16 protein-coding genes, 2 tRNA genes and 1 riboswitch are annotated in these 19128 nt (G+C 58.9%); of the genes, 3 read left to right on the top strand and 15 right to left on the bottom strand.

What is annotated here, in order from left to right; translation table 11 throughout:
- Positions 1-5: 5 nt before the first annotated feature.
- The 5 genes from DW178_RS01980 to DW178_RS01960 all read right to left on the bottom strand — a co-directional run bounded on the left by DW178_RS01980 (position 6) and on the right by DW178_RS01960 (position 3747).
- Positions 6-275 (bottom strand): ACT domain-containing protein, encoded by a 270-nt coding sequence (locus DW178_RS01980; protein WP_118349434.1) that lies wholly within the window; start codon positions 273-275, stop codon positions 6-8.
- Positions 276-411: 136 nt separating this feature from the next.
- Positions 412-1209, bottom strand: a complete 798-nt coding sequence (locus DW178_RS01975) for a sulfite exporter TauE/SafE family protein (protein ID WP_286168458.1) — start codon at positions 1207-1209, stop codon at positions 412-414.
- A 15-nt stretch (positions 1210-1224) separates the two neighbouring features.
- Positions 1225-1806, bottom strand: a complete 582-nt coding sequence (gene folE, locus DW178_RS01970; protein WP_042432346.1) for a GTP cyclohydrolase I FolE — start codon at positions 1804-1806, stop codon at positions 1225-1227.
- Positions 1807-1996: 190 nt separating this feature from the next.
- Complete coding sequence (locus tag DW178_RS01965) at positions 1997-2941, bottom strand: exodeoxyribonuclease III (RefSeq protein WP_118349433.1); 945 nt, start codon at positions 2939-2941, stop codon at positions 1997-1999.
- Between the two features lie 326 nt (positions 2942-3267).
- Positions 3268-3747, bottom strand: a complete 480-nt coding sequence (locus DW178_RS01960; protein ID WP_118349432.1) for a 23S rRNA (pseudouridine(1915)-N(3))-methyltransferase RlmH — start codon at positions 3745-3747, stop codon at positions 3268-3270.
- Positions 3748-4157: 410 nt separating this feature from the next.
- Positions 4158-4305: riboswitch (glycine riboswitch) on the top strand.
- A gap of 170 nt (positions 4306-4475) precedes the next feature.
- On the opposite strand from DW178_RS01960, the gene DW178_RS01955 reads away from it, so the two are divergent.
- Complete coding sequence (locus DW178_RS01955; RefSeq protein ID WP_118349431.1) at positions 4476-6050, top strand: alanine/glycine:cation symporter family protein; 1575 nt, start codon at positions 4476-4478, stop codon at positions 6048-6050.
- A gap of 605 nt (positions 6051-6655) precedes the next feature.
- On the opposite strand, the gene DW178_RS01950 is transcribed toward DW178_RS01955, so the two are convergent.
- The 3 genes from DW178_RS01950 to DW178_RS01940 form a co-directional block, all read right to left on the bottom strand.
- Complete coding sequence (locus DW178_RS01950) at positions 6656-7180, bottom strand: shikimate kinase (protein WP_042432337.1); 525 nt, start codon at positions 7178-7180, stop codon at positions 6656-6658.
- A gap of 82 nt (positions 7181-7262) precedes the next feature.
- Positions 7263-8174 (bottom strand): DMT family transporter, encoded by a 912-nt coding sequence (locus DW178_RS01945; RefSeq protein WP_118349430.1) that lies wholly within the window; start codon positions 8172-8174, stop codon positions 7263-7265.
- A 281-nt stretch (positions 8175-8455) separates the two neighbouring features.
- Positions 8456-10306: a DUF2207 domain-containing protein gene (locus tag DW178_RS01940; RefSeq protein ID WP_158573967.1), complete on the bottom strand. Its 1851-nt coding sequence runs from the start codon at positions 10304-10306 to the stop codon at positions 8456-8458.
- A gap of 218 nt (positions 10307-10524) precedes the next feature.
- Here DW178_RS01940 and DW178_RS01935 point away from each other — a divergent pair.
- Positions 10525-10615 (top strand) — tRNA-Ser (locus DW178_RS01935).
- Positions 10616-10702: 87 nt separating this feature from the next.
- Here DW178_RS01935 and DW178_RS01930 read toward each other — a convergent pair.
- The 4 genes from DW178_RS01930 to DW178_RS01915 form a co-directional block, all read right to left on the bottom strand.
- On the bottom strand, positions 10703-11062 hold the full coding sequence (locus tag DW178_RS01930; RefSeq protein ID WP_118349428.1) for a guanylate cyclase: 360 nt from the start codon (positions 11060-11062) through the stop codon (positions 10703-10705).
- A 1-nt stretch (position 11063) separates the two neighbouring features.
- Complete coding sequence (locus DW178_RS01925; RefSeq protein WP_118349427.1) at positions 11064-11615, bottom strand: LemA family protein; 552 nt, start codon at positions 11613-11615, stop codon at positions 11064-11066.
- Positions 11616-11791: 176 nt separating this feature from the next.
- On the bottom strand, positions 11792-12754 hold the full coding sequence (gene ispE / locus DW178_RS01920) for a 4-(cytidine 5'-diphospho)-2-C-methyl-D-erythritol kinase (protein ID WP_118349426.1): 963 nt from the start codon (positions 12752-12754) through the stop codon (positions 11792-11794).
- A 56-nt stretch (positions 12755-12810) separates the two neighbouring features.
- Positions 12811-13314 (bottom strand): nucleoside deaminase, encoded by a 504-nt coding sequence (locus DW178_RS01915; RefSeq protein ID WP_118349451.1) that lies wholly within the window; start codon positions 13312-13314, stop codon positions 12811-12813.
- A 34-nt stretch (positions 13315-13348) separates the two neighbouring features.
- Between DW178_RS01915 and DW178_RS01910 the strand changes: the two genes are divergently transcribed.
- Positions 13349-13436, top strand: a tRNA-Ser gene (locus DW178_RS01910).
- Between the two features lie 229 nt (positions 13437-13665).
- Here DW178_RS01910 and DW178_RS01905 read toward each other — a convergent pair.
- From DW178_RS01905 to DW178_RS01900, 3 genes are all read right to left on the bottom strand, one after another.
- Positions 13666-15012: a citrate/2-methylcitrate synthase gene (locus tag DW178_RS01905; protein WP_118349425.1), complete on the bottom strand. Its 1347-nt coding sequence runs from the start codon at positions 15010-15012 to the stop codon at positions 13666-13668.
- A gap of 96 nt (positions 15013-15108) precedes the next feature.
- Entirely contained in the window at positions 15109-15258 is a 150-nt protein-coding gene (locus DW178_RS11370) for a DUF5679 domain-containing protein (RefSeq protein ID WP_042432320.1), read from the bottom strand.
- A gap of 132 nt (positions 15259-15390) precedes the next feature.
- Positions 15391-19089 (bottom strand): aminopeptidase, encoded by a 3699-nt coding sequence (locus DW178_RS01900; RefSeq protein ID WP_118349424.1) that lies wholly within the window; start codon positions 19087-19089, stop codon positions 15391-15393.
- Between the last annotated feature and the right edge of the window lie 39 nt (positions 19090-19128).

Below are 19128 nucleotides of genomic sequence, written 5' to 3'. Positions count from 1 at the left end.
GCGAACTAGATCTTGTACATGAACTGGAAAACGTCCTCACGCTGGATGGTGATCTGCACGCCCAGCTCAGAGGCGACGCCCTCAAGCTTCTCCTGCACAGCATTAAAATCAGCCTTCTCAGTGTCCAGCGTGGTCAGCATGGTCATGGAGAACATGTCGCCCAAGATGGTCTGGCTGATGTCGTCGATGTTGGCACCGCATTCGGCCAGCGCAACCGAAACAGCTGCAACGATACCGCTACGATCCTTGCCAAGAACACTGATAACGCACTTCATGTTCGAATCCTTTCACCCGCGCGACCGACGCGCTCGTTTCAGTATGCTTCCATAGTACCCGATTGCCATGCACCTTGTATTTTCAGGTGGCGTTTCACGTGAAACATCCGCAGCCAGCGGCGGGTAGTTTCACGGCTTAGGCGACGAAATCCCAAATAACCTTCGCGAAGAAGATGACCAGGACGACGATGGTGATGGGTCGGGCGACCGCACCGCCGTTCTTCGAAAAGCTATGGGAGCCCAAGTAGTTGCCCACGATGTTGAAGGCGCCTGCAACCAAGCCGAGCACCAGCAGCACCTGGCCGTGCAGGAGGAACACCACCAGCGCCGTGACGTTGGTGGTCAAGTTGATGGCCTTCGTGATGCCGGCGGCGGATTTGAGCTTCAGATGGGCCACGCCGGTGAGCAGCAGCATCAGAAACGTGCCCGTACCGGGACCGTAGAAGCCGTCGTATATGCCCACGCAAAACGCCACCAGCGCGCAAAGCGCTGCGGTGCGTTTCGACGAAAGCGGCTCTTTGTCCTGCTTGCCGAAGCTCTTCGACCTCATCACGTAGATGGCCGTGATCGGCAGCACCGCCAGCAGAAATACGCGCAAGAACGCGTCGCTGGTGATGAGGACCAGATTCGACCCGATGGTCGATCCGGCTACGGCGAGCACCGCGCAAACGCCCGCCAGCTTCCATTGGATGTAGCCCGATTTCGCATAATGCCAGGTGGCGATGGTGGTACCCATGGTCGAGCTCATCTTGTTCGTTGCGATGGCGGCATGCGTGGGCAGGCCGGCGATCATATAGGCGGGCAGCGAGATCAGCCCGCCGCCGCCCGCGATGGCGTCGACGTAACCCGCCAGGAACACGAGCAGGCACACCAGCAGCATAGCCCCCGGGGCAATGCCGAACAGCTGGTGACACACGTCGGCAGCGGCTTCCATAACCAAGCCTTCGCGTTATCGGGTTTCGCGCAAGATGAGCGACATGGCCTCGGAACGCGAGGCGCGAGCCGCATCGGTGCTGCCGGCGAACACGCCGCGCACCGCGCTGGTGACGGTATGGCTGCCGGGCTTCTTCACGCCGCGCATGCTCATGCACATGTGCTCAGCCTCGAGCACCACCACGACGCCCTGCGGATTCAGCTGCTCGACCAGGGTGTCGGCAATCTGCGAGGTCAAACGCTCCTGCACCTGCGGACGCTTCGCATACACTTCGACCAGGCGCGCCAGCTTCGACAGGCCGCACACGCGACCATCGGCGGCCGGGATGTAGGCGATGTGCGCCTTGCCGAAGAACGGCACCAGGTGATGCTCGCACATGGAGTAGAAATAGATGTCGCGCACAAGCACCATTTCGCTGCAGTGCTCGTCGAACGTGGTTGCGAAATGCACGGCAGGGTCCTCCGTCAGGCCGGCGAACACCTCTTCGTACATACGGGCAACGCGCGCAGGCGTCTCCTTCAGACCCTCGCGGTCGGGATTCTCGCCCACGCCCTCCAAAATCATGCGAACGCCGGCTTCGATCTTTGCAGTATCCATACGGTTATTTTCCTTCTAGCAGTACTGAATACAGGCTCGGCAGCTTGACTTCCAGTTACCGCAGCCTCTCGTTTCGAACCCTAGCATGATACCACGCTCCACCAGCAGCTTCGCCAACCCCCATCCCAGACACATCGGGGCCTGACGCTTAGTGCTACGTCTCCGAAGTGTCAGGCCCAAGGCGTCGGAGCTAGCCCAGGTCGAGCTCGAGGCCAACAGGGCAGTGGTCGCTGCCGAACACCTCGTTGTAGATGCTGGCGGCTTCGATGCGCGGCGCCAAAGCATCACTGACTAGGAAATAGTCGATACGCCACCCTGCGTTGTTCTTGCGTGCGTTGAACCGGTAGCTCCACCAGGAGTACGCGCCGGCAAGGTCGGGGTGTGTGCTGCGGAACGTGTCGGTGAACCCGGCATCGAGCAGCTTGTCGAACTTCTCGCGCTCCTCATCGGAAAAGCCCGCATTTCCACGGTTGGGACCGGGATTCTTCAGGTCGATCTCGTTATGCGCCACGTTGAAATCACCGCACATGACCACCGGCTTCGGCTGCGCCGATTCACCGGGCTGCGTCAGCGGAAGCCATTGCGTGGGCAAATGGCCGTCGCCCATGGGAGCCGATTCCGGGATCATGTCCGCACCATTCTTCCCTTCGCCACGTCCCGCCTCCGGGCGCAGCACCACGTTGCCGTCAGCGCCGGCACGTTCCACCGGAACGCCGGCCGGGAGCACACCCTCTTCCAAGCCCTTGCAAAAGTCGCGGAACGCGTCATCCCATTCCATTCGATGATCTATGCGCGCCAGCTCGTTTTGCGCGTTCGGCGTGTAAACGCAAACGAACCAATACTCGGGAAACTCGCACGCCACGATGCGCCCCTCGTTATCCAAGTGGGGAAAGCCCAGACTATGAAGCACCTGCAGCGGCTCTTCCTTCGTGAAAACCGCCGTCCCCGAGTAGCCCTTCTTCTCCGCATAGCTCCAAAACTCGCGATATTGCGGCAAATCCAACGTCGCCTGGCCCGCCTGCAGCTTCGTTTCCTGCAGCGCGACCACATCGGCATCGAACTGGCACACGATATCCTCGAAGCCCTTCTTCAAAACAGCGCGCAAGCCGTTCACGTTCCAAGAAATCATCCGCATAGGGAAGCGCCTCCTTCACAGGCAAATTCGTTCCGAAACAGTATAAGAAGCTCGGCAATCGCGGGCAAACGCTTGCTTCTCACATGACGATCGAAGCAAAGCGGGGCAGATACCGGCACGCCCCTGAGCGGCCACGGTGCGAACAAGGGTGCTGGCGAAACGACGATGATTGCGTAAAGCCGTGTTCAGTCAGAGCGGTGCCGGGCGTTCATCCCTGAACTGGACATTTAACGACACGTCCCCTAAGTGTCATCCCTTGAATCGGACACTTAACGACACATCCCCCTAAATGTCACTAAATGTCAGCTAGGAGTCAGTGCGCTATGTTATTTGTGGTAAGGCTCGCCGTGGGATATTTTTTGGGAGCGGTAGAGCTGCTCGAGTAGGACTACGCGCGCTAGGTTGTGGGGGAGTGTGATCGGTCCGAACGACAGCAGCTCGTCGGCGCGTTTGCGCACCTCATCGCTCACGCCGTCGGATCCGCCGATGACGAATGCGAAGTTGCTCTTCCCTTGCAGCATCAGGTTGTCAAGGCGCTTCGACAGCCCCTCGCTCGAACGCTCCTTGCCGTCAATGGCTAGCAGCACCATGTGCGTATCTGCGCCAAGTTTCTCCAGCTCAGCGCAGATCGCGGCGCCTTCTTTATCGCGTGCGCCATCCACGCCGCCAGCCTTACGCGGGTCGACGTCGGCGATCTCGCGCACCTGGGTTTTCGCATAAGGCTGCAGGCGCTTCAGGTACTCCGCGCACGCATCAGCCCAGAATCGCTCCTTCAGCTTTCCAACCGCCACAACCGTGAACTTCATCCTTACCCTTTCATAGCGCAACATAATATTGAGCAGAACAACCACTTGCCCATTCCAAGTCAAAACCATGTTAGCAAGGCATGCTCCCTAGAACGAAGGTGTTGCCCTCATTCAAAAGAAACATCCACCCTGGCAAACATGCCGGCATTCTCGCAAGAACATATGTGCAACAGTATTTGTACAACACCACGTTCCACCGGTCTTGCACAAATATCCCCTCGACATCCATTCCGTATCCCGGTCTTCAAGGCCATCCCGCCTTACTCCGCACGCTTTTGTCCACTTGCCCAAAAAGTTACACATTTGAAATAATAGGGTGTTTACAAGCCGTTATCCCACTGTTAAAGTTCATGCCACAATTTCATAGCGTCACCCCGTTGATATGTTCTGGATCGCAAGAAACAGGGCAAGCAGGGGCCTCTGGAGAATCCCAACCATGGGTGCCGAAGGGGCAAGGTGAAACGCAGGCCGCAAGACCTAACCGCAAACAGCTTCGATCAAGCTGCAGCGGCGAGCCGTTTCGCTGAAACTCTCAGGCAAAAGGACAGAGAAAAGTCAGTGACTTGTCGCAAACGTGAACGAAACTCAAGCTCGGCGTTCACCGAAACTTTTCCCTTTCCATAATCCCATATTCCAGAACCCCGTAGCTTTCGCTGAGCTCTCTTTCCGTGCATCCTCAGGGTCTCGCAGAGGTTGTACCGGTTCAGAGTTTTAGTTAGGAGTGAGTTGTGGAAGGGTTTTTCGACGTCGTCAATAACGTGATCACCGCCATTGACGACTTTGTATGGGGCGTCCCGTTGATGGTGCTCATCCTGTTCGGAGGCATCCTGCTGACGGTGCGCCTGGGCGGTCTGCAGTTTCGCCAGCTGCCGCGCGCTTTGCGTTACATGGTCAAGAATGAAAAGGGCGGCTCCGGCGAAGTGACCAGCTTCGGCGCGCTGTGCACCGCGCTTTCAGCAACCATCGGTACGGGCAACATCGTGGGCGTTGCAACCGCTGTCGTGGTCGGCGGCCCCGGTGCCATGTTCTGGATGTGGCTGGCAGCGCTGTTCGGCATGGCCACGAAGTACTCTGAGGGCCTGCTTGCCGTCAAGTTCCGCAGCATCGACGAGAACACCGGCCACGTGTTGGGTGGCCCGTTCTACTACATCGAGCGCGGCATGGGCAAGCGTCTGCCCAAGATCAGCTGGCGCTGGCTCGCCAAGATCTTCGCCTTCTTCGGCATGTGCGTAGGCCTGTTCGGCATCGGTACCTTCACCCAGGTGAACTCCATTAACACCGCCATCACGAACTTCTTCGATCCCGAAAAGTCCTTCACCGTCAGCGTCCTCGGTATGGATTACTCCATCGCCACCGTCATCGGCGGTATCGTGGTTGCCGTGCTGGTCGGCCTGGTGGTCATCGGCGGCATCAAGCGCATCGCCAGCGTCTCCGAGCGCGTCATCCCCGTCATGGTCGTGCTCTACGTGGGCTTCTCCCTTGTCCTGCTGCTGACCAACCTGGATAAGATCCCCGGCGCATTCGTGGTCATCTTCCGTTCCGCTTTCGGCCTTGACGCCGCTGCCGGCGGTATGCTTGGCGCCATCTTCATCGCCATGCAAAAGGGTATCGCCCGCGGTATCTTCTCCAACGAGGCCGGCCTTGGTTCTGCGCCTATCGCCGCTGCTGCCGCTCAGACGAAGGAGCCCGTCCGTCAGGGTCTGGTTTCCATGACCGGTACGTTCCTCGACACCATCGTGGTCTGCACCATGACCGGCCTTGCTCTGGTCATGACCGGCGCTTACCAAATTCCCGGTCTTGAGGGCGCTGGCGTCACCACCGCCGCTTTCCAGGCTGGCCTGCCGTTCATTTCTCCCACCGTCGTGTCGTTCGTGCTCATGGCATGCCTGGCTCTGTTCGGTTTCACCACCATCCTTGGCTGGGACTACTACGGCGAGCGCTGCCTTGAGTACTTCAGCAACGGCAGCATGAAGGCCGTGAAGGTTTACCGCTGGCTCTACATCGCCGCTGTGTTCATCGGCCCCTACATGACCGTTTCCGCCGTTTGGACCATCGCCGACATCTTCAACGCGTGCATGGCCGTGCCGAACATGATTGCCTTGATCGTTCTCTCCGGTGTGGTCGTCCGCGAGACGAAGGACTTCTTCAAGCGTCTGAACGACGCAGGCGGCAAGGAAGAGGACATGGTTCCGCATGAGAATCATGACGACGTGCCGCCGATTGACTCCCTTACTGATCGCCTGGGCGCCAAGACCGCCCAGGAGGACCGCGCAGCAGCTGCACAAGGTTTCGCCACCGCATAGCAACTGCCTGCCCCTCATGCTGGCCCCGATGTTTCACGTGAAACATCGGGGCCTTTTTGTTTCTGTCAGGATGTTTCACGCAGACTTGCTGCGTAATCTTTAAGCGCCGCACCTATAAGCAAAGGGGAGTCCACGATCAAACTATGACCGCTCTTTACCAGCAAAACCAAGACCAAAGCGCGGTAAAAGCTTAGTCGAGGATTCTATATCCAGGTTCAATAAGTGGTGTATAACCCTATCCCAAATGCTATCGCCTTGTTTGGAACTCTAGCGTTGCTAAATCCCCTACACACCCCAAGCCTCTGCAGTAAATCCCAATCCGGCCACCTCCAAAACCGCAGCAGTAACGTCATGCCATCTATCCGACGGCCTTCATTGCCTCATAAACGCCATGATGCGCTGTCCGGTTTTCTTCTCCTAGTTGAGAAGCATCGATGCCTGTAGCTAGCCAAGCACCATAAAGGGCTTCGCCACCGAACCCGAACCGCTTGTCGTAGTTTTCCGAACTCTACAGCGAAGCAATGTTCAACTGCTCAACTTGCTCGCGTGCACAAGAAAGGCCACCTTTCAGTGGCCTTTCAACATCTAATGTTTCACGTGAAACATTACTTCACACCTTCATGCGCAAGCGCATCTGCAACCTTACGAGCCGCAGCGGTGATGGACAGGTCGTTCACGTCCACCGTGATGCCGGCATACTGCTCGTACAGCGGCAGACGCTCGTCGTACAGCTCCTTGAGGCTCATACCGATGCCACCCTTCAAAACGACGCCGCGCTCCTGCAGGTCGCTTAGACGATGCACCAGCTGGTCATAAGAGATCTTGAGATACACAACCGTGCCTATCTCCGCCAAGTGCTTCATAGCCTCATCGGAGTACACGGCGGAACCACCCGTGGCGATAACGCTGTTCTCCGCATCGATCTTGCTGAGAATCTCGTTCTCAACCTCGATGAAACCCTCAGGGCCGCATGCATCGATGATCTTCTGCAGCGTCTTGTCGCACTGGTTCTGGATGACGATGTCGGCGTCGATGAAGTCCTTCGTCATGATTTTCGCCAACACGATGCCCAGCGTGGATTTACCCGAGCCGGGCATGCCGATAAGAACAACGTTGTTCTTCTCCGCCATGGTAAGCCCTCCTTGATCGGTCATGTACGTCCGAATTGTATCATGCCTGCTCATGCATCAAGACAACGGTAACAAGCTGTTCTTATATAGCCTCCCCAACGGCGCCATCAGGCTGTTTGCGCTTCAATGGAAACGTCTCGCTGATGATGATGGCCACGAAGATCAAAGAGAAGCCTATCAACAAGCGCAAGCTCAGCTGCTCGCCGTACAGCAGCACGCTGAACAGCACGCCGAACACCGATTCCAGGCTCAGGAACAACGATGCTTGTGCAGGAGGAATATGCGCCAACGCCACGTTCTGGATGCCGAACGCCACGATGGAAGCGAAAATGGCCAGAAACAGCAGCTGGCCGATGATGTCGGGCGTAAATACCGCGAATCCCGGAAACGTCTCAAAAGCCGCCCCCGACAGCAAGCCCATGCAACCTTCAGCGACAAACTGCACAGCCGTCAGGGCCAGCACGTCATGGAAGCGGGAAAGCTTCGAAACCAACACCATGTGCACGGCGAACAAGACCGCGCACAGCAGCGTCATCACCTCGCCAAAGCCCATGGTCATGCCGCCTGACTGGACCGACACGAGCCAAATACCCACCAAGGCAAGCACGGCGGCGCCGATGTTGAACACCGTTGGACGCCTGTGGGCGACGATCCACCACAAGAAGGGGACGATCACGCAATACGTCGCCGTCAGAAACGCGTTGATGCCGGGCGTGGTGTGCTCCAAGCCAACGGTTTGCGTCCAGAACGCCAGGAAATCGGCAAGGCCGAGCACCGTGCCGGCAAGCACCATCTTGCCGCTGAACGCCTCGCGAACACGCTTCCACAGGATAACGGTCAATACGATGCCTGCGAACAGGAATCGGAACCCCAGCAGCCACGCCGGCGGGATAACCGCCACAACGCCCTTCATGGACACGAAGCTATAGCCCCAGATGATAGTTGCCACCACGATGGCAATCTTATACGCCCAAGCGGGCAATTCCTTCTTCATACAGCCTTCCCTTTACCTTCTATCGCAGCTCGCTACCAGGGGCATAAAGAAACGCCAACCTACAGCCGCACAAAGCGGCGCAGATCGGCGTTTCACTTTCATCAAGATTCGCCGCAAGACGATGCGACCGCTATCTTAGCAGACGGGCGGCGTCAAGCAAGCTGAAAGCATGCCGCGAGAATCGAGCGACAAGCCAGCGGGGTGTGCGCAGATCGTGAACCTGCCTATTGCAGGCTTGGCCTTCGCCGAGATCACCACATCCGCAGCTTCCTTCTCGACGACTAGCGAGCTCCGCCGCCACCGCCGCCGAAGCCGCCGCCACCGCCGCTGGAGAATCCGCCGCCGCTTCCGCTGCCGCTCGATTCAGCTTGAATCGCCTCGTTAGCGGTCTTCACAGCTTGGTTGAACGACGAGGAAAGGAAGCTTCCCACATCAGGCATCCCCGCGTTCGCGCCGCTCTCGTAGGAGGTGTACCAACCCCACCAGGGCACGTAGGTATCTCCGTACGTCTGGTCGACCGCGAACAGCTGGGGCTGCGTCTTGCGAAGCTGCTCGATTGCCTGCTTCGCAACGCCGAACAAGTACGCGTACACCATGAACTCGCCCCACACCTTCACGTCGGTGGGCGGGCGCTCCTCAAGCGAGCTGAAGTCACGCAGCCAATTGCGCAACGCCTTGCAGTGCGCAACCAGGTTGTTGCCGTCGATGCTGCGTCGCGTCATATTGTTGCCGATGAACGCCAAGGCCGCAGCGGTCGGGACGGCGCACATCATCGGCATCATGTTGTCGGACATGAACCAAATCACCATGGCGATAACGAACAACGCAACAGCGATTGTCCATGTCCAACCGCGCAGGTTATTGCCCTTCTCCTCGAAGAAGCCGTGCTTATCCGTCTCCGCGGTCAGCACACCTTGCCAATTCTTCACTGCGTTTACCAGCTGCTCCGAATGGTCTTCGCCGTACTTCTTGATGCTGCCGAACCATAGCGAGTTCTGTCCTGACGCCACCCTGTCGAACAGCAGATTGAACGTCGCCCTGTCGATCGGGTCGCTCACGGCATCGGCTTCCACTAGCTTCGTGACATAGAAGTCGTCCACGGTCTTCGTGCCGCCATGCTTCTTCGGCACCATGTACGAACCGGAATCGATGCGCACGGCGCCCGTCTGCGCCAGGTGCATGATCGTTGCCGTAAGGTCGTCGGTGCTTTCCCTGTTCCAACGCCACAGGCGGCCGATAACGGCCGGGTGCACGCCCTGACGCGGCACATCGCGCCAATACTGCTCCGTGAAGTCCGGCTTGTGCTCTTTGCCGTGGCGGAAGAACATGACGATAGCCCAAACCAACGCCGCAACGCATACGGCCACGCATGCTGCGGAGAACGCCAGCGACATCATGCGCTTGCTATTCGCGGTATCCGCCCAAGCCTTCTCCTCTTTCAGGACCGTGTCCAGGCGCTGCTCGCCGGCATGCAGGCGCTGCGTGCTCAGCGAAACGTTCGTCAGCCACTTGGAGGGGATGCACACGCGCATCTCGGCATATTCGCCAGATTCCACGCGGGGAACCGTGCACGTGACAGACCCATCGGCGTTAACGGAAACGCTGCCGCTCAGCGGGCCATGACCCCACGCACGCACATTCTCGCCAGGATCGACCGTAACTCCCTGGGGAAGGGGAAGCTGAAGCGTGGCCGTCACGTTCTCGGAAGGAACCGCCCAGGCGGAGCCTAGATACTGCCAGTACACCTCAGAGACATCATCGTAGACCTGCGCCATGTTGGTGATGGTGTAGTCGAGCTCCACGACCACACGCTTAGGCTGGGATCCGAAGAATACGTACACGGTGTTCTTCGGGCTATCGACGGAATACGAATCCTTTCCCGGTCCGCCTTCCTCGCGCCATTTCAGCTCGAACGGAACCTCGGGCATCGCCGACATGGACCCTTCGGTATCATTTGATCCGTCGACGCTCATCATACGAACGCCGTTCACGGCGAACTCCGCGTTCGTGGGCAGCAGATTCAGAGTCCACCATACGGCGGAGAACGAGCCGTCGAAATCAAACGTACGCTGCTCAACCACGTGAAGCGTGCCGTCGGTTTCAAGCTGGGCCTGGATATCCACTTGCGGCATGGTGTACGACTTTGCGTAGGCTTTGCACGGCAAAACCGCCAGCGCACAAGCGCAAGCAACAACCACTAAAGCGACCGCAACCAACCATGCGGCGCGGCAACGCGCGCCATCCCGCTGGCTGCCTGGGAAATGAGGTGTCCTTGTGTATTGCATCGAGAATGCTCCTTGCAAGTTTTCGACAGTCAAGGTATTATATCTACCCGCACCTATTATAGCGTGGAGAAGTGACCGAGAGGCCGAAGGTGCTCGCCTGCTAAGTGAGTATGCCCCACAAGGGCATCTAGGGTTCGAATCCCTACTTCTCCGCCACGTATTTTCAGCCCTCGCAAATGCGAGGGCTTTTTGTTTCGATTACCAACTATAAAAGAAGGCGCTCGATATCGGGCGCCTTCGCGATCATCTTCGTCCCCAAGGCCAGCGGTGCAAACGCTTCGCCTTCATCGGCTTCATCCGGTACGAGGGGTTGTGCTTCAAGAACACCGCTCGGCATATCCGCGTAATCCCCAGCGCCACCAACGCGGTAACCATGAACGAAAGCGTTAAATCCAGCACATCGCCGTTGCGCTCCGACAGCGCATACAAGCTTGCCAGGCCAAAGAATGCGGCCAGCGCCACATTCAGCACGGTGAAGGCCTTGATAAGGATCTCCTTCGCCCGCGCGGGCGAATAGCGCCACGCCGCCACCACGTACACCACGCCAGCCACGAAGGCCAGCAATAGCAGCAACGGTATGATGCGCGTCAGCCTTGCAACCATGTTAGAACGTCACCTTCGGCGCAGCGGAGGCACCCTCCTCGGCGGCAAAGCTCGGACGTTCCTTGAATCCCATCATGCCTGCGAAAAGCACGGCAGGGAACGTCTGGATGGCGGTGTTGTACTTCATCACCGTATCGTTGAAGCTCTGGCGCATGTAGCTGATCTTGTCTTCGGTGTTCGACAGCTCGGCTTGCAATTGCTGGAAGTTGGCGTTCGCCTTCAAGTCAGGATAGGCTTCGGCCACCGCGAACAAGCTTTTCAGGGTCTCGGTAAGGTGGTTGTTAGCCCCCATGCGTCCTTCGGGAGTGCTTGCGCTCGCCACAGCCGCACGAGCCTGCGTCACGGCGTCCAACGTAGCGCTCTCGTGCTGTGCGTAACCCTTCACGGTTTCCACCACGTTCGGGATAAGGTCCAAACGCCTCTGAAGCTGCACATCGATCTGCGCCCAAGCGTTGTCCACCATGTTGCGAAGCTTCACCAGCTTGTTATAGAGCGCGATGATGAACACGATGAGCACTACCGCTATCGCGACAAGGATGATTACCGCTGTCATGGCTTCCTCCTTCTACCGGGTGCCTACATTCCGCGACCTTGAAGATCGTGGTTCTCTGCAAATCGCAGTCCGAGCCCTTATAAGGTCAAGGCGCCCTCCCAAAACGGGGTGCTCCGACCCTGGATACAGCATAAACGACATCGCTACGCTGGAATCCCCTACGCTGCAAGGTTTGTCTAGCAATTCGTGGTAAGCGTCGCCTTGAAGGGACCGAACGTGGTGGTGCGGGCCCACCATCCCTTGGCCTGCGCGTCGGTTGCCACCTTTGCCGCCGATGCGAAGGAATCGCATGCCGCGAACACCGCGGCGCCGCTGCCGGACATCATGGCATTGCAAACGCCCGGCTGCTCCTGCAGCCATTCGCGCACGGTGCGGATCCCCGGATTCAGCTGCTCGCTGGCCTTCGCCATATTGTTCAGAAACGGGACGCTCATAGCGTACTCCGCCGATTCCGCCGCTTGCGCATCCTCGGCAGAAATAGGCTGGGGGTCTTCGTCGATCTTCTTGTATGACTCGGCGGTGGAAACGCCGCCTTCGGGCTTCACCAGCACCAGGAAGTCGTTCATCGGCTTGAGCGTGCGAACCAGATTCTCGCCGATGCCGTCGTAAAGCGCGCAACCGCCCTGCAAGAAGAAGACCACGTCGGCGCCCAGCTGAGCGGCAACCTCTTTGATTCGCGGATCCAAAACGCTTTCGCCCCATAGAACCGCCGAGCCCAGCAGCGCCGCTGCCGCATCCGACGAGCCGCCGCCCAGGCCCGCCTGAACGGGGATGCGCTTCTCGAGATGCACGCGCATCGTTTCCTCTTCGCCCAGCGTGCGGCCAAACGCCTCTGCCAATTTCAAGATAGCCTTCACCACGATGTTGTCCTGCGGATCGACATCCAGGGGAGCCAGCCCCTCGAAGCTGCGCGTGGTCAGCTTCACCGCTTCACCGGTGCCCGGAATGATCTTCATGCGCAGCACGTCATGCAGCATCAGCGCATGCATCGTCGTGGACACCTCGTGGTATCCATCATCGCGTACGCCCTTGACGTTCAGGTACAGATTCACCTTTGCCGGGGCAACCAGCTTGAGCGAACCCATTCCGGCAAACTCGCGCGCTTCCACGTCCTGGGCAACGCGAGCTATGTCGAGCATGTCCACGGACCCTTCCAATGTTTCACGTGAAACATTCTGTTTTTCGTCTTGCTGCATCACTGCTGCTCCGTTCGTTTCTTTCGACGTGCCTTGAAGAATTCTCGCAATATGGTTGCGCATTCCTCGGACAACACGCCGGCCTTTACGTCGAATGTATGGTTGAGGCGCTTATCCTCATGAATGGAATACAACGTGCCCAAAGCACCCGCTTTCGGATCGGGCGCACCGAACACACAGCGGTCGACCCGAGCCTGGTGCATGAGCCCGGCGCACATGATGCACGGCTCCAGGGTCACGTACACCGTGCAGCCCGTAAGCCTCCACACGCCAAGTTCGGCCGCCGCCATCTTCATGGCAACGAACTCCGCATGCCCTGCGGGATCTTGCTGCGTCTCGCGGATATTGCATGCCCGCGCAATCACGCGAGGCTCGGCAAGCGGTCGACGCGTTGCTTTGTCGATAGGGTGGTACACAACCACAGCGCCGATGGGGACCTCTCCCATAGCCGCCGCACGTTGCGCCTCCTCAAGCGCCATGTGCATGTATTCTTCGTCATTCATAAGCATCATTATATGGTATCCTAGCAAGCTACATGGAGGAATGGCCGAGTGGTTGAAGGCGGCAGTCTTGAAAACTGTTGAGCCGCAAGGTTCCGTGGGTTCGAATCCTACTTCCTCCGCCAGAATGCTATCGCCCGGGTCCCCGGGCGTTTTCTTTTTTGAAACCAAACCAGCCCCAGCTGCCCATTTGCAAAGCAGAGCCACGCGAACGTCGCGACCCGAAAGATAGCGATAGAACTGCTTAGTTTTATGTAACTTTAAACTCTTTCGCCTACTTACTCATCCTAAAACAACGCAAAAGCGCCCGGAAGAGATCCGGGCGCTTCAACAGGGTTTTGCGTTGCGTTGCGCTTAGCGCTCGTCCATAGGGATATACGCGCGCTTCTTGCTGTAGATCGACTTGTACGCGGGACGGATGATGCGCTTGCCCGAGACGATTTCCTCGAAGCGATGCGCAGCCCAGCCCGACATGCGAGCACAGGCGAACAGCGGGGTGAACAGATCCTCCGGAATGCCCAGCATGGAGTACACGAAGCCAGAGTACATGTCCACGTTCGCGCACATGTCCTTTCTCGTGCCTTTCTCATTGAGGATCACCTCGGGTGCCAGGCGCTCGATCTTCTCGAGCAAACGGAATTCGGCTTCGAATTCCGTGCCTATGGCCAGCTTCTCGGCAAAGCGTTTGCAGATGACGGCGCGAGGGTCGGACAGCGTGTACACCGCATGGCCCATACCGTAAACCAGACCGCTCTTGTCGTAAGCCTGCTTGTTCACGATCTTAGCGAGATACGCCGCAACCTCGTCATCGTTCTCCCAATTGACGACGTTGTCTTTGATCTCCTTCTGCATGGCAAGAACCTGGTGGTTCGCGCCACCGTGCTTGCGGCCCTTCAGCGACCCGATCGCCGCCGCGTACGTGGAATACGCATCCGTATCGGCGGACGTCAGCACATGCGTGGTGAACGACGAGTTGTTGCCGCCGCCGTGCTCGGCATGCAGGCACAGCATGATGTCGAGCATACGCGCTTCCTCAGGCGTGAACTGCCTGTCGGGGCGCAGCATGGACAGAATGGTCTCCGCCGTGGACTGACCCGGGATGAAACGATGCATGATCATGGACTCGTTGTTGTAACGCGCGCGAATCGCGTAGTACGTCAGCACCATGATGCGGGGGAGACGGGAGATAAGGGAGATGGCGGTGCTGATTTCGTGCTGGACGGATCGATCCTCAGCGTTTTCGTCGTAGGCGTACAAAAGCAGGATGGTCCGAGCCAGCACGTTCATGATATCGGGAGGGGTGTCGCGCATGATCATGGACGCGGTGAAACCATCGGGCAACTCACGCTGGGCATCGATGGTGGCGATATAGTCGGAAAGCTGCTGCTCCGTGGGAAGCTCGCCCATCAGCAGCAAATAGGACACCTCTTCATAGTTGAATCGGCGATCCTTCGCATCAACGCCCAGAAGGTCGTATAGGTCGTACCCGCGCAGGCGCAGCTCGCCCTCGTCGGCGCGTTTCTCGCCATCGGACATGACGTAGCCATGCACGTTGGAGATGCCCGTCAAACCCGCCAGCACGCCGGTTCCATCGGCATTGCGCAGGCCGCGCTTCACATCGTAGCGTTTGTACTTTTCAGCATCGATAGAATTGATGCTCTTGAAATTCTCGTACAGGTCGATTTTCTGCGTGCCGCCCATTACGTTCCCTTCCTTTCGTGTCATTCATTCCCGCCGCTTCAAAACCAGCAATGCCCGCGCGAGGCGGGCATTGCTGGTTGTTGCTCAAACGATATGCTATTTTGCAGCGCCGATGCGGCAGATGGTGGTGCCGCAGTCAGGGCACTTGCCCTTCGTGATAGGCTTGCCGTTCTTCGTGACGCCCTCAACGGGATCCTTCATGATCTTCTTCGCCTTGCATTTCACGCAATATGCCTCGATAGCCATAGTAAACCTCTCTAGTTGCCGTATAAGAGTGCAGGCGCCGTGAATCGGTGAATGCACTTTCAGTTCGTGCTCGCGCGGGCTGAAATTATAGGCCAGCGGCCGTCCAGTCTGATAACGAGCATGTTACAGGCCTTACATATTCTTCAACAACTCCATAAGAAAGTCCACGTTGGAGGCCAGTTTCTTCTCGTCGATGTTCTCGACGATGTCATCTTGCTGGCCATACAGCGCAGGCTTGCCGCCTTCCATGCCCACCAGATGGGTAACCTGGCAGCCATGCTTCGCCGCATACGATGCAGCGCTTTCCTCGCCGAGCAGCGCACCGGATGCCACCTTGATGCCGGTAGCCTGCGAGGCCTTGCGGATATAACGCTTCATACGCGACGATGCCTTCGAGGGCTTCAAGAAGCCCTCGCGCTCGATCATGGTCAGATCGCCGGCGCCGATAGCATCGATATCGACGATGAACGCACCTCGCAGCTCGGACTGATGAGCTTCCAGGAACGCCTTCATGCCGGAATTCTGAGCAAGCTCGGAGCCCAGAGCCACGAACCACACTTCGGCATCGATGTCCGGGTTGCGGAACTGGTACACCTCGTTGAGCTCCTCGTTGAGCTCAACAGGCGTGGGCACTGCCGCCGCGGCCGCTTCGTCGGCAAGCTCCTCGGAGGACAGGTTGCTGTTCTCCATACGACGTGCGGAGTAAGCGCCGCCATGCCACGGACGGAAGCGGTTGGACCCGGACTGCTCGTCGTCTGCCACGTCGTTGACATTGAACGAATCATCGTACGCAACTTGGGAAGCCTCTTGGCCTGCCGCCTCGACGTCGATCGGCTGAGGCTTCCATGCCTGAGTTGCGCCGAGGTCGTCGCTCTGCAAAGCGGGCAGAGCCTGCGTAGCCCCAGGATACGCTGCAACATTCTGATCGGCTTCGACAGCGTAATCACCCTGATACTCGCCCTGCTCGTAGTGCTCTTCCTGGAAGCTCTCCCAGCCGCCGCGCGCCTTTCCGGCGGCACGGGCCTCGAAGTTGTCGTCCACGTCAAGCCACTCCTGCGGCGTATCCTCTTCGTCGTCCTTGCGATGAAGGAACTTGTCGAACAGGCGGCGGAAGCGTGACTTGGGCATCTCCATGTAGCCAGGTCCCGCAAACGCACCCGTTTCGGTGAAGTGGTCGTCGTAAGCAGAATCATCCGCATCGTCGACGTACATGTCCTCAGGATCCATGGTGCTGGCAAGCTCGCTGCTCACCGGAGCGAACGAGCCGGTTGCACCGGCGGTGCCGAAGCTTGCGGCAGCGCTCACACCCGGCTGGGCCTGAGCAGCATCCGCTGCCTTGATCGAGCCGGACAGCGAAGGCAGGGATGCGAGCAGGGAAGACTTGGAATCCTTCTTCTCACCGGGTTCCCCAGCCTCTTCGCCCTCCTGCTCATGGGAGGCCTTGATATCGGAGGACCCGATGGAGGGAAGCAAGTTCAGTAGGCTGCGCGCCGCGGTCTTGCCGGCGGATTCGACGTCGGCAAGCGGAGCGCGCTGCTTCACTGCCGCCGCAACGGGGGCAGCAGGCGCAGTCGCGGAGACTTCCGGCAAGATGACGGGAGCCACCGGGGCCACGGAGACATCCGGGATATCAAGCGGCTTGGCCTGCAGCTCCGGCACCGTCTCATCTGCGGACTCAGACGCGGGTGCGGGCATAGGCACCGCGGGAGCGTTTGCCGCATCGACACGACCGGCCTCGTTGATGGAAGCCTGCGTCACGTCGACGCGATTGCCCGAGCGAGGAGCGTCGGATTGGCGGGACTGGGCCTCTTCCTGCACCTTGCGCGGATCCAGGAACGCCGGCATGGGAACATCGCCCATCGGGGGGACATCCTCAAGATGGAGCTTCGTGACGTCGATCGGGGGCGTAGCTGCCGTGGCGAAGGGATCGGCAACCTCGGCGGAAGCGACAACTTGGGCCTGAACAGGATCAGGTGCGGAAACCTGCGCGGGAGCAAACTGCGCGACGGGCTGCTGAGCGGTCATCTGCTCGAGTGCGGGCTCTGCCACGGGAGCAGAAGCCTCGGGGACGGGAGCTGCAACCACGGCATCGTTTTGAGGCGCTGCAGGCGCCGTCTCGTCAGCGGAAGCCGTCTCAACCTGCGCATCGAGCTGCACAGCCTGCTGAGATGCGGGGGGCTGGATAGCAGGATGCTCTTGAACAGGTGCCTGCTGCATCTGCGAAGCCTGCTCAACCGCCGACACCGCATTCACGGAGACTTCGGAGGATGCGGCGTTCGCGACCGGTTGCTCGGTTTCGGGCTGCACCGCGGGCTGCACGGGCGCGATGGTCGCCCACTGCGGAGCGCGAACCTCTCGGATAGTGTCGCGATCAATGTCGAAGGAGCGCTCGAGCTCATGCTCCACGATGTTGTTCGCCTTCGCGAAATGACCGGCACTTTCGGCAACCGCGGCATCAAGGGCGCTAGCGTAACGGGAGCGCTGCGCCGGCTTCTCGGCGTTGCGGGGCTTCTTGGCCTTTTCCTGAGCGCGGGCATACCAATCAGGCACGCTTGCCTGCGCTGCGCGCTGTTGCTCCGCGGCGGGCTGCATCTGCTGGGCAGCGGCCTGCTGAGCCGCTGCTTGCTGAGCCGCTGCCTGCTGGGCCTCGAATTCCGCCTGCTGCATTGCCGCCTGCTGGGCCTCGAACTCTGCCTGAGCCTTTTTGGCTTCCTCTGCCTGCTGGGCCTCAAGAGCCTGCTGCTCCTGCTCTGCCGCAAGACGAGCCTGCTCGGCATCGCGGCGGGCGCTCTCGATGGCGCGCGCCTCCATGCGCTGCATTCGAGCTTCCTCTTCAGCTTCTTCGCGATCATGTCGCTCGATCTTCTGGAGATTGCGCTCAACCTCTTCAGCGGTCATGCCGTCGACGGGCTTGCCCGACAACGCCGAGATTGCAGCCTTGGCGGCAATGAGGCTCTCCTCATCCTCCATGGAGGAACAGGGGTGGGAGGAATACACTAACTCGGCACCTTCAGGAACAAGGCCGCTCTCATACGCGGCCTCCGGTCCATGCATCAGGGCATCCTCGCGCTCGGCGATCTCGGCTTCGCTCACGCGGCCTGCGCCGATACGACGAGCCAGCTCAAGCAGGGCGGCAACGCCGGAAGCATTGCAGTTCGCACCCTCGTTGTAAGCAGCAGTCTGATGTAGCGCACCAAGAGCCAGCGGGATAGCAGTGAGCAGCATGGCGATAACGATCAGCAGCGTGAAGATCGTGGTAAGCGTACCTTCGGAAGAACCCAGTGCAACGCCCTTGATGAGTAGCAGCACGGGAAGGGCGACCATCGCACCGAAGGAGATCTTACCGACAAGCGGCATGACCTGAGCCGTGGGACCGGCAAGCTCAGCACGCACCTTGCCGGTGTCATAGCGAGCCACCAGGATAACCTTTCGGCGACGAGCACCTTCGCCATCCTCAGGCGCTGCGGGGGCGTACTTAGCCACAACGTTTTGGCTCACACCTTTTCCCAGAAGCTTCGAGATGATGGGCTTATCCAAATATTCCGCCGCGAACAAGCCGGCGGCTGCAAGGCAACCGATAACCCCGATGATGCTCAGCACGGGCACAATCAACGACAGCAAGGCGAGCACCACAGCTGCGCCGCAGCAAATCATGCTAGGCAGATGAGGGTCGCCGACCCCATTGAAATCCTCGATGTTAGCAGGCAAGCCTGCTTCCTTCTGGAATTGCTCGGTAATGTACAACGCAGCCTGCTGTTCCTCTTCGGTGCCAGCGGGACGGGCGCCGATCTCCTGCGACAGGTATGCGATATGCTCTTTAATATCCGGCATTTTTGTGCCTTTCGTTCCTCAATTACAGCAAGGCATATA

Origin of the sequence: Eggerthella sp. AM16-19, assembly GCF_003474385.1 — a bacterium.
Lineage (GTDB): Bacteria > Actinomycetota > Coriobacteriia > Coriobacteriales > Eggerthellaceae > Senegalimassilia.
Note: the sequence above shows the minus strand (reverse complement) of the source record. Positions and strands in the feature narration are given on the sequence as shown.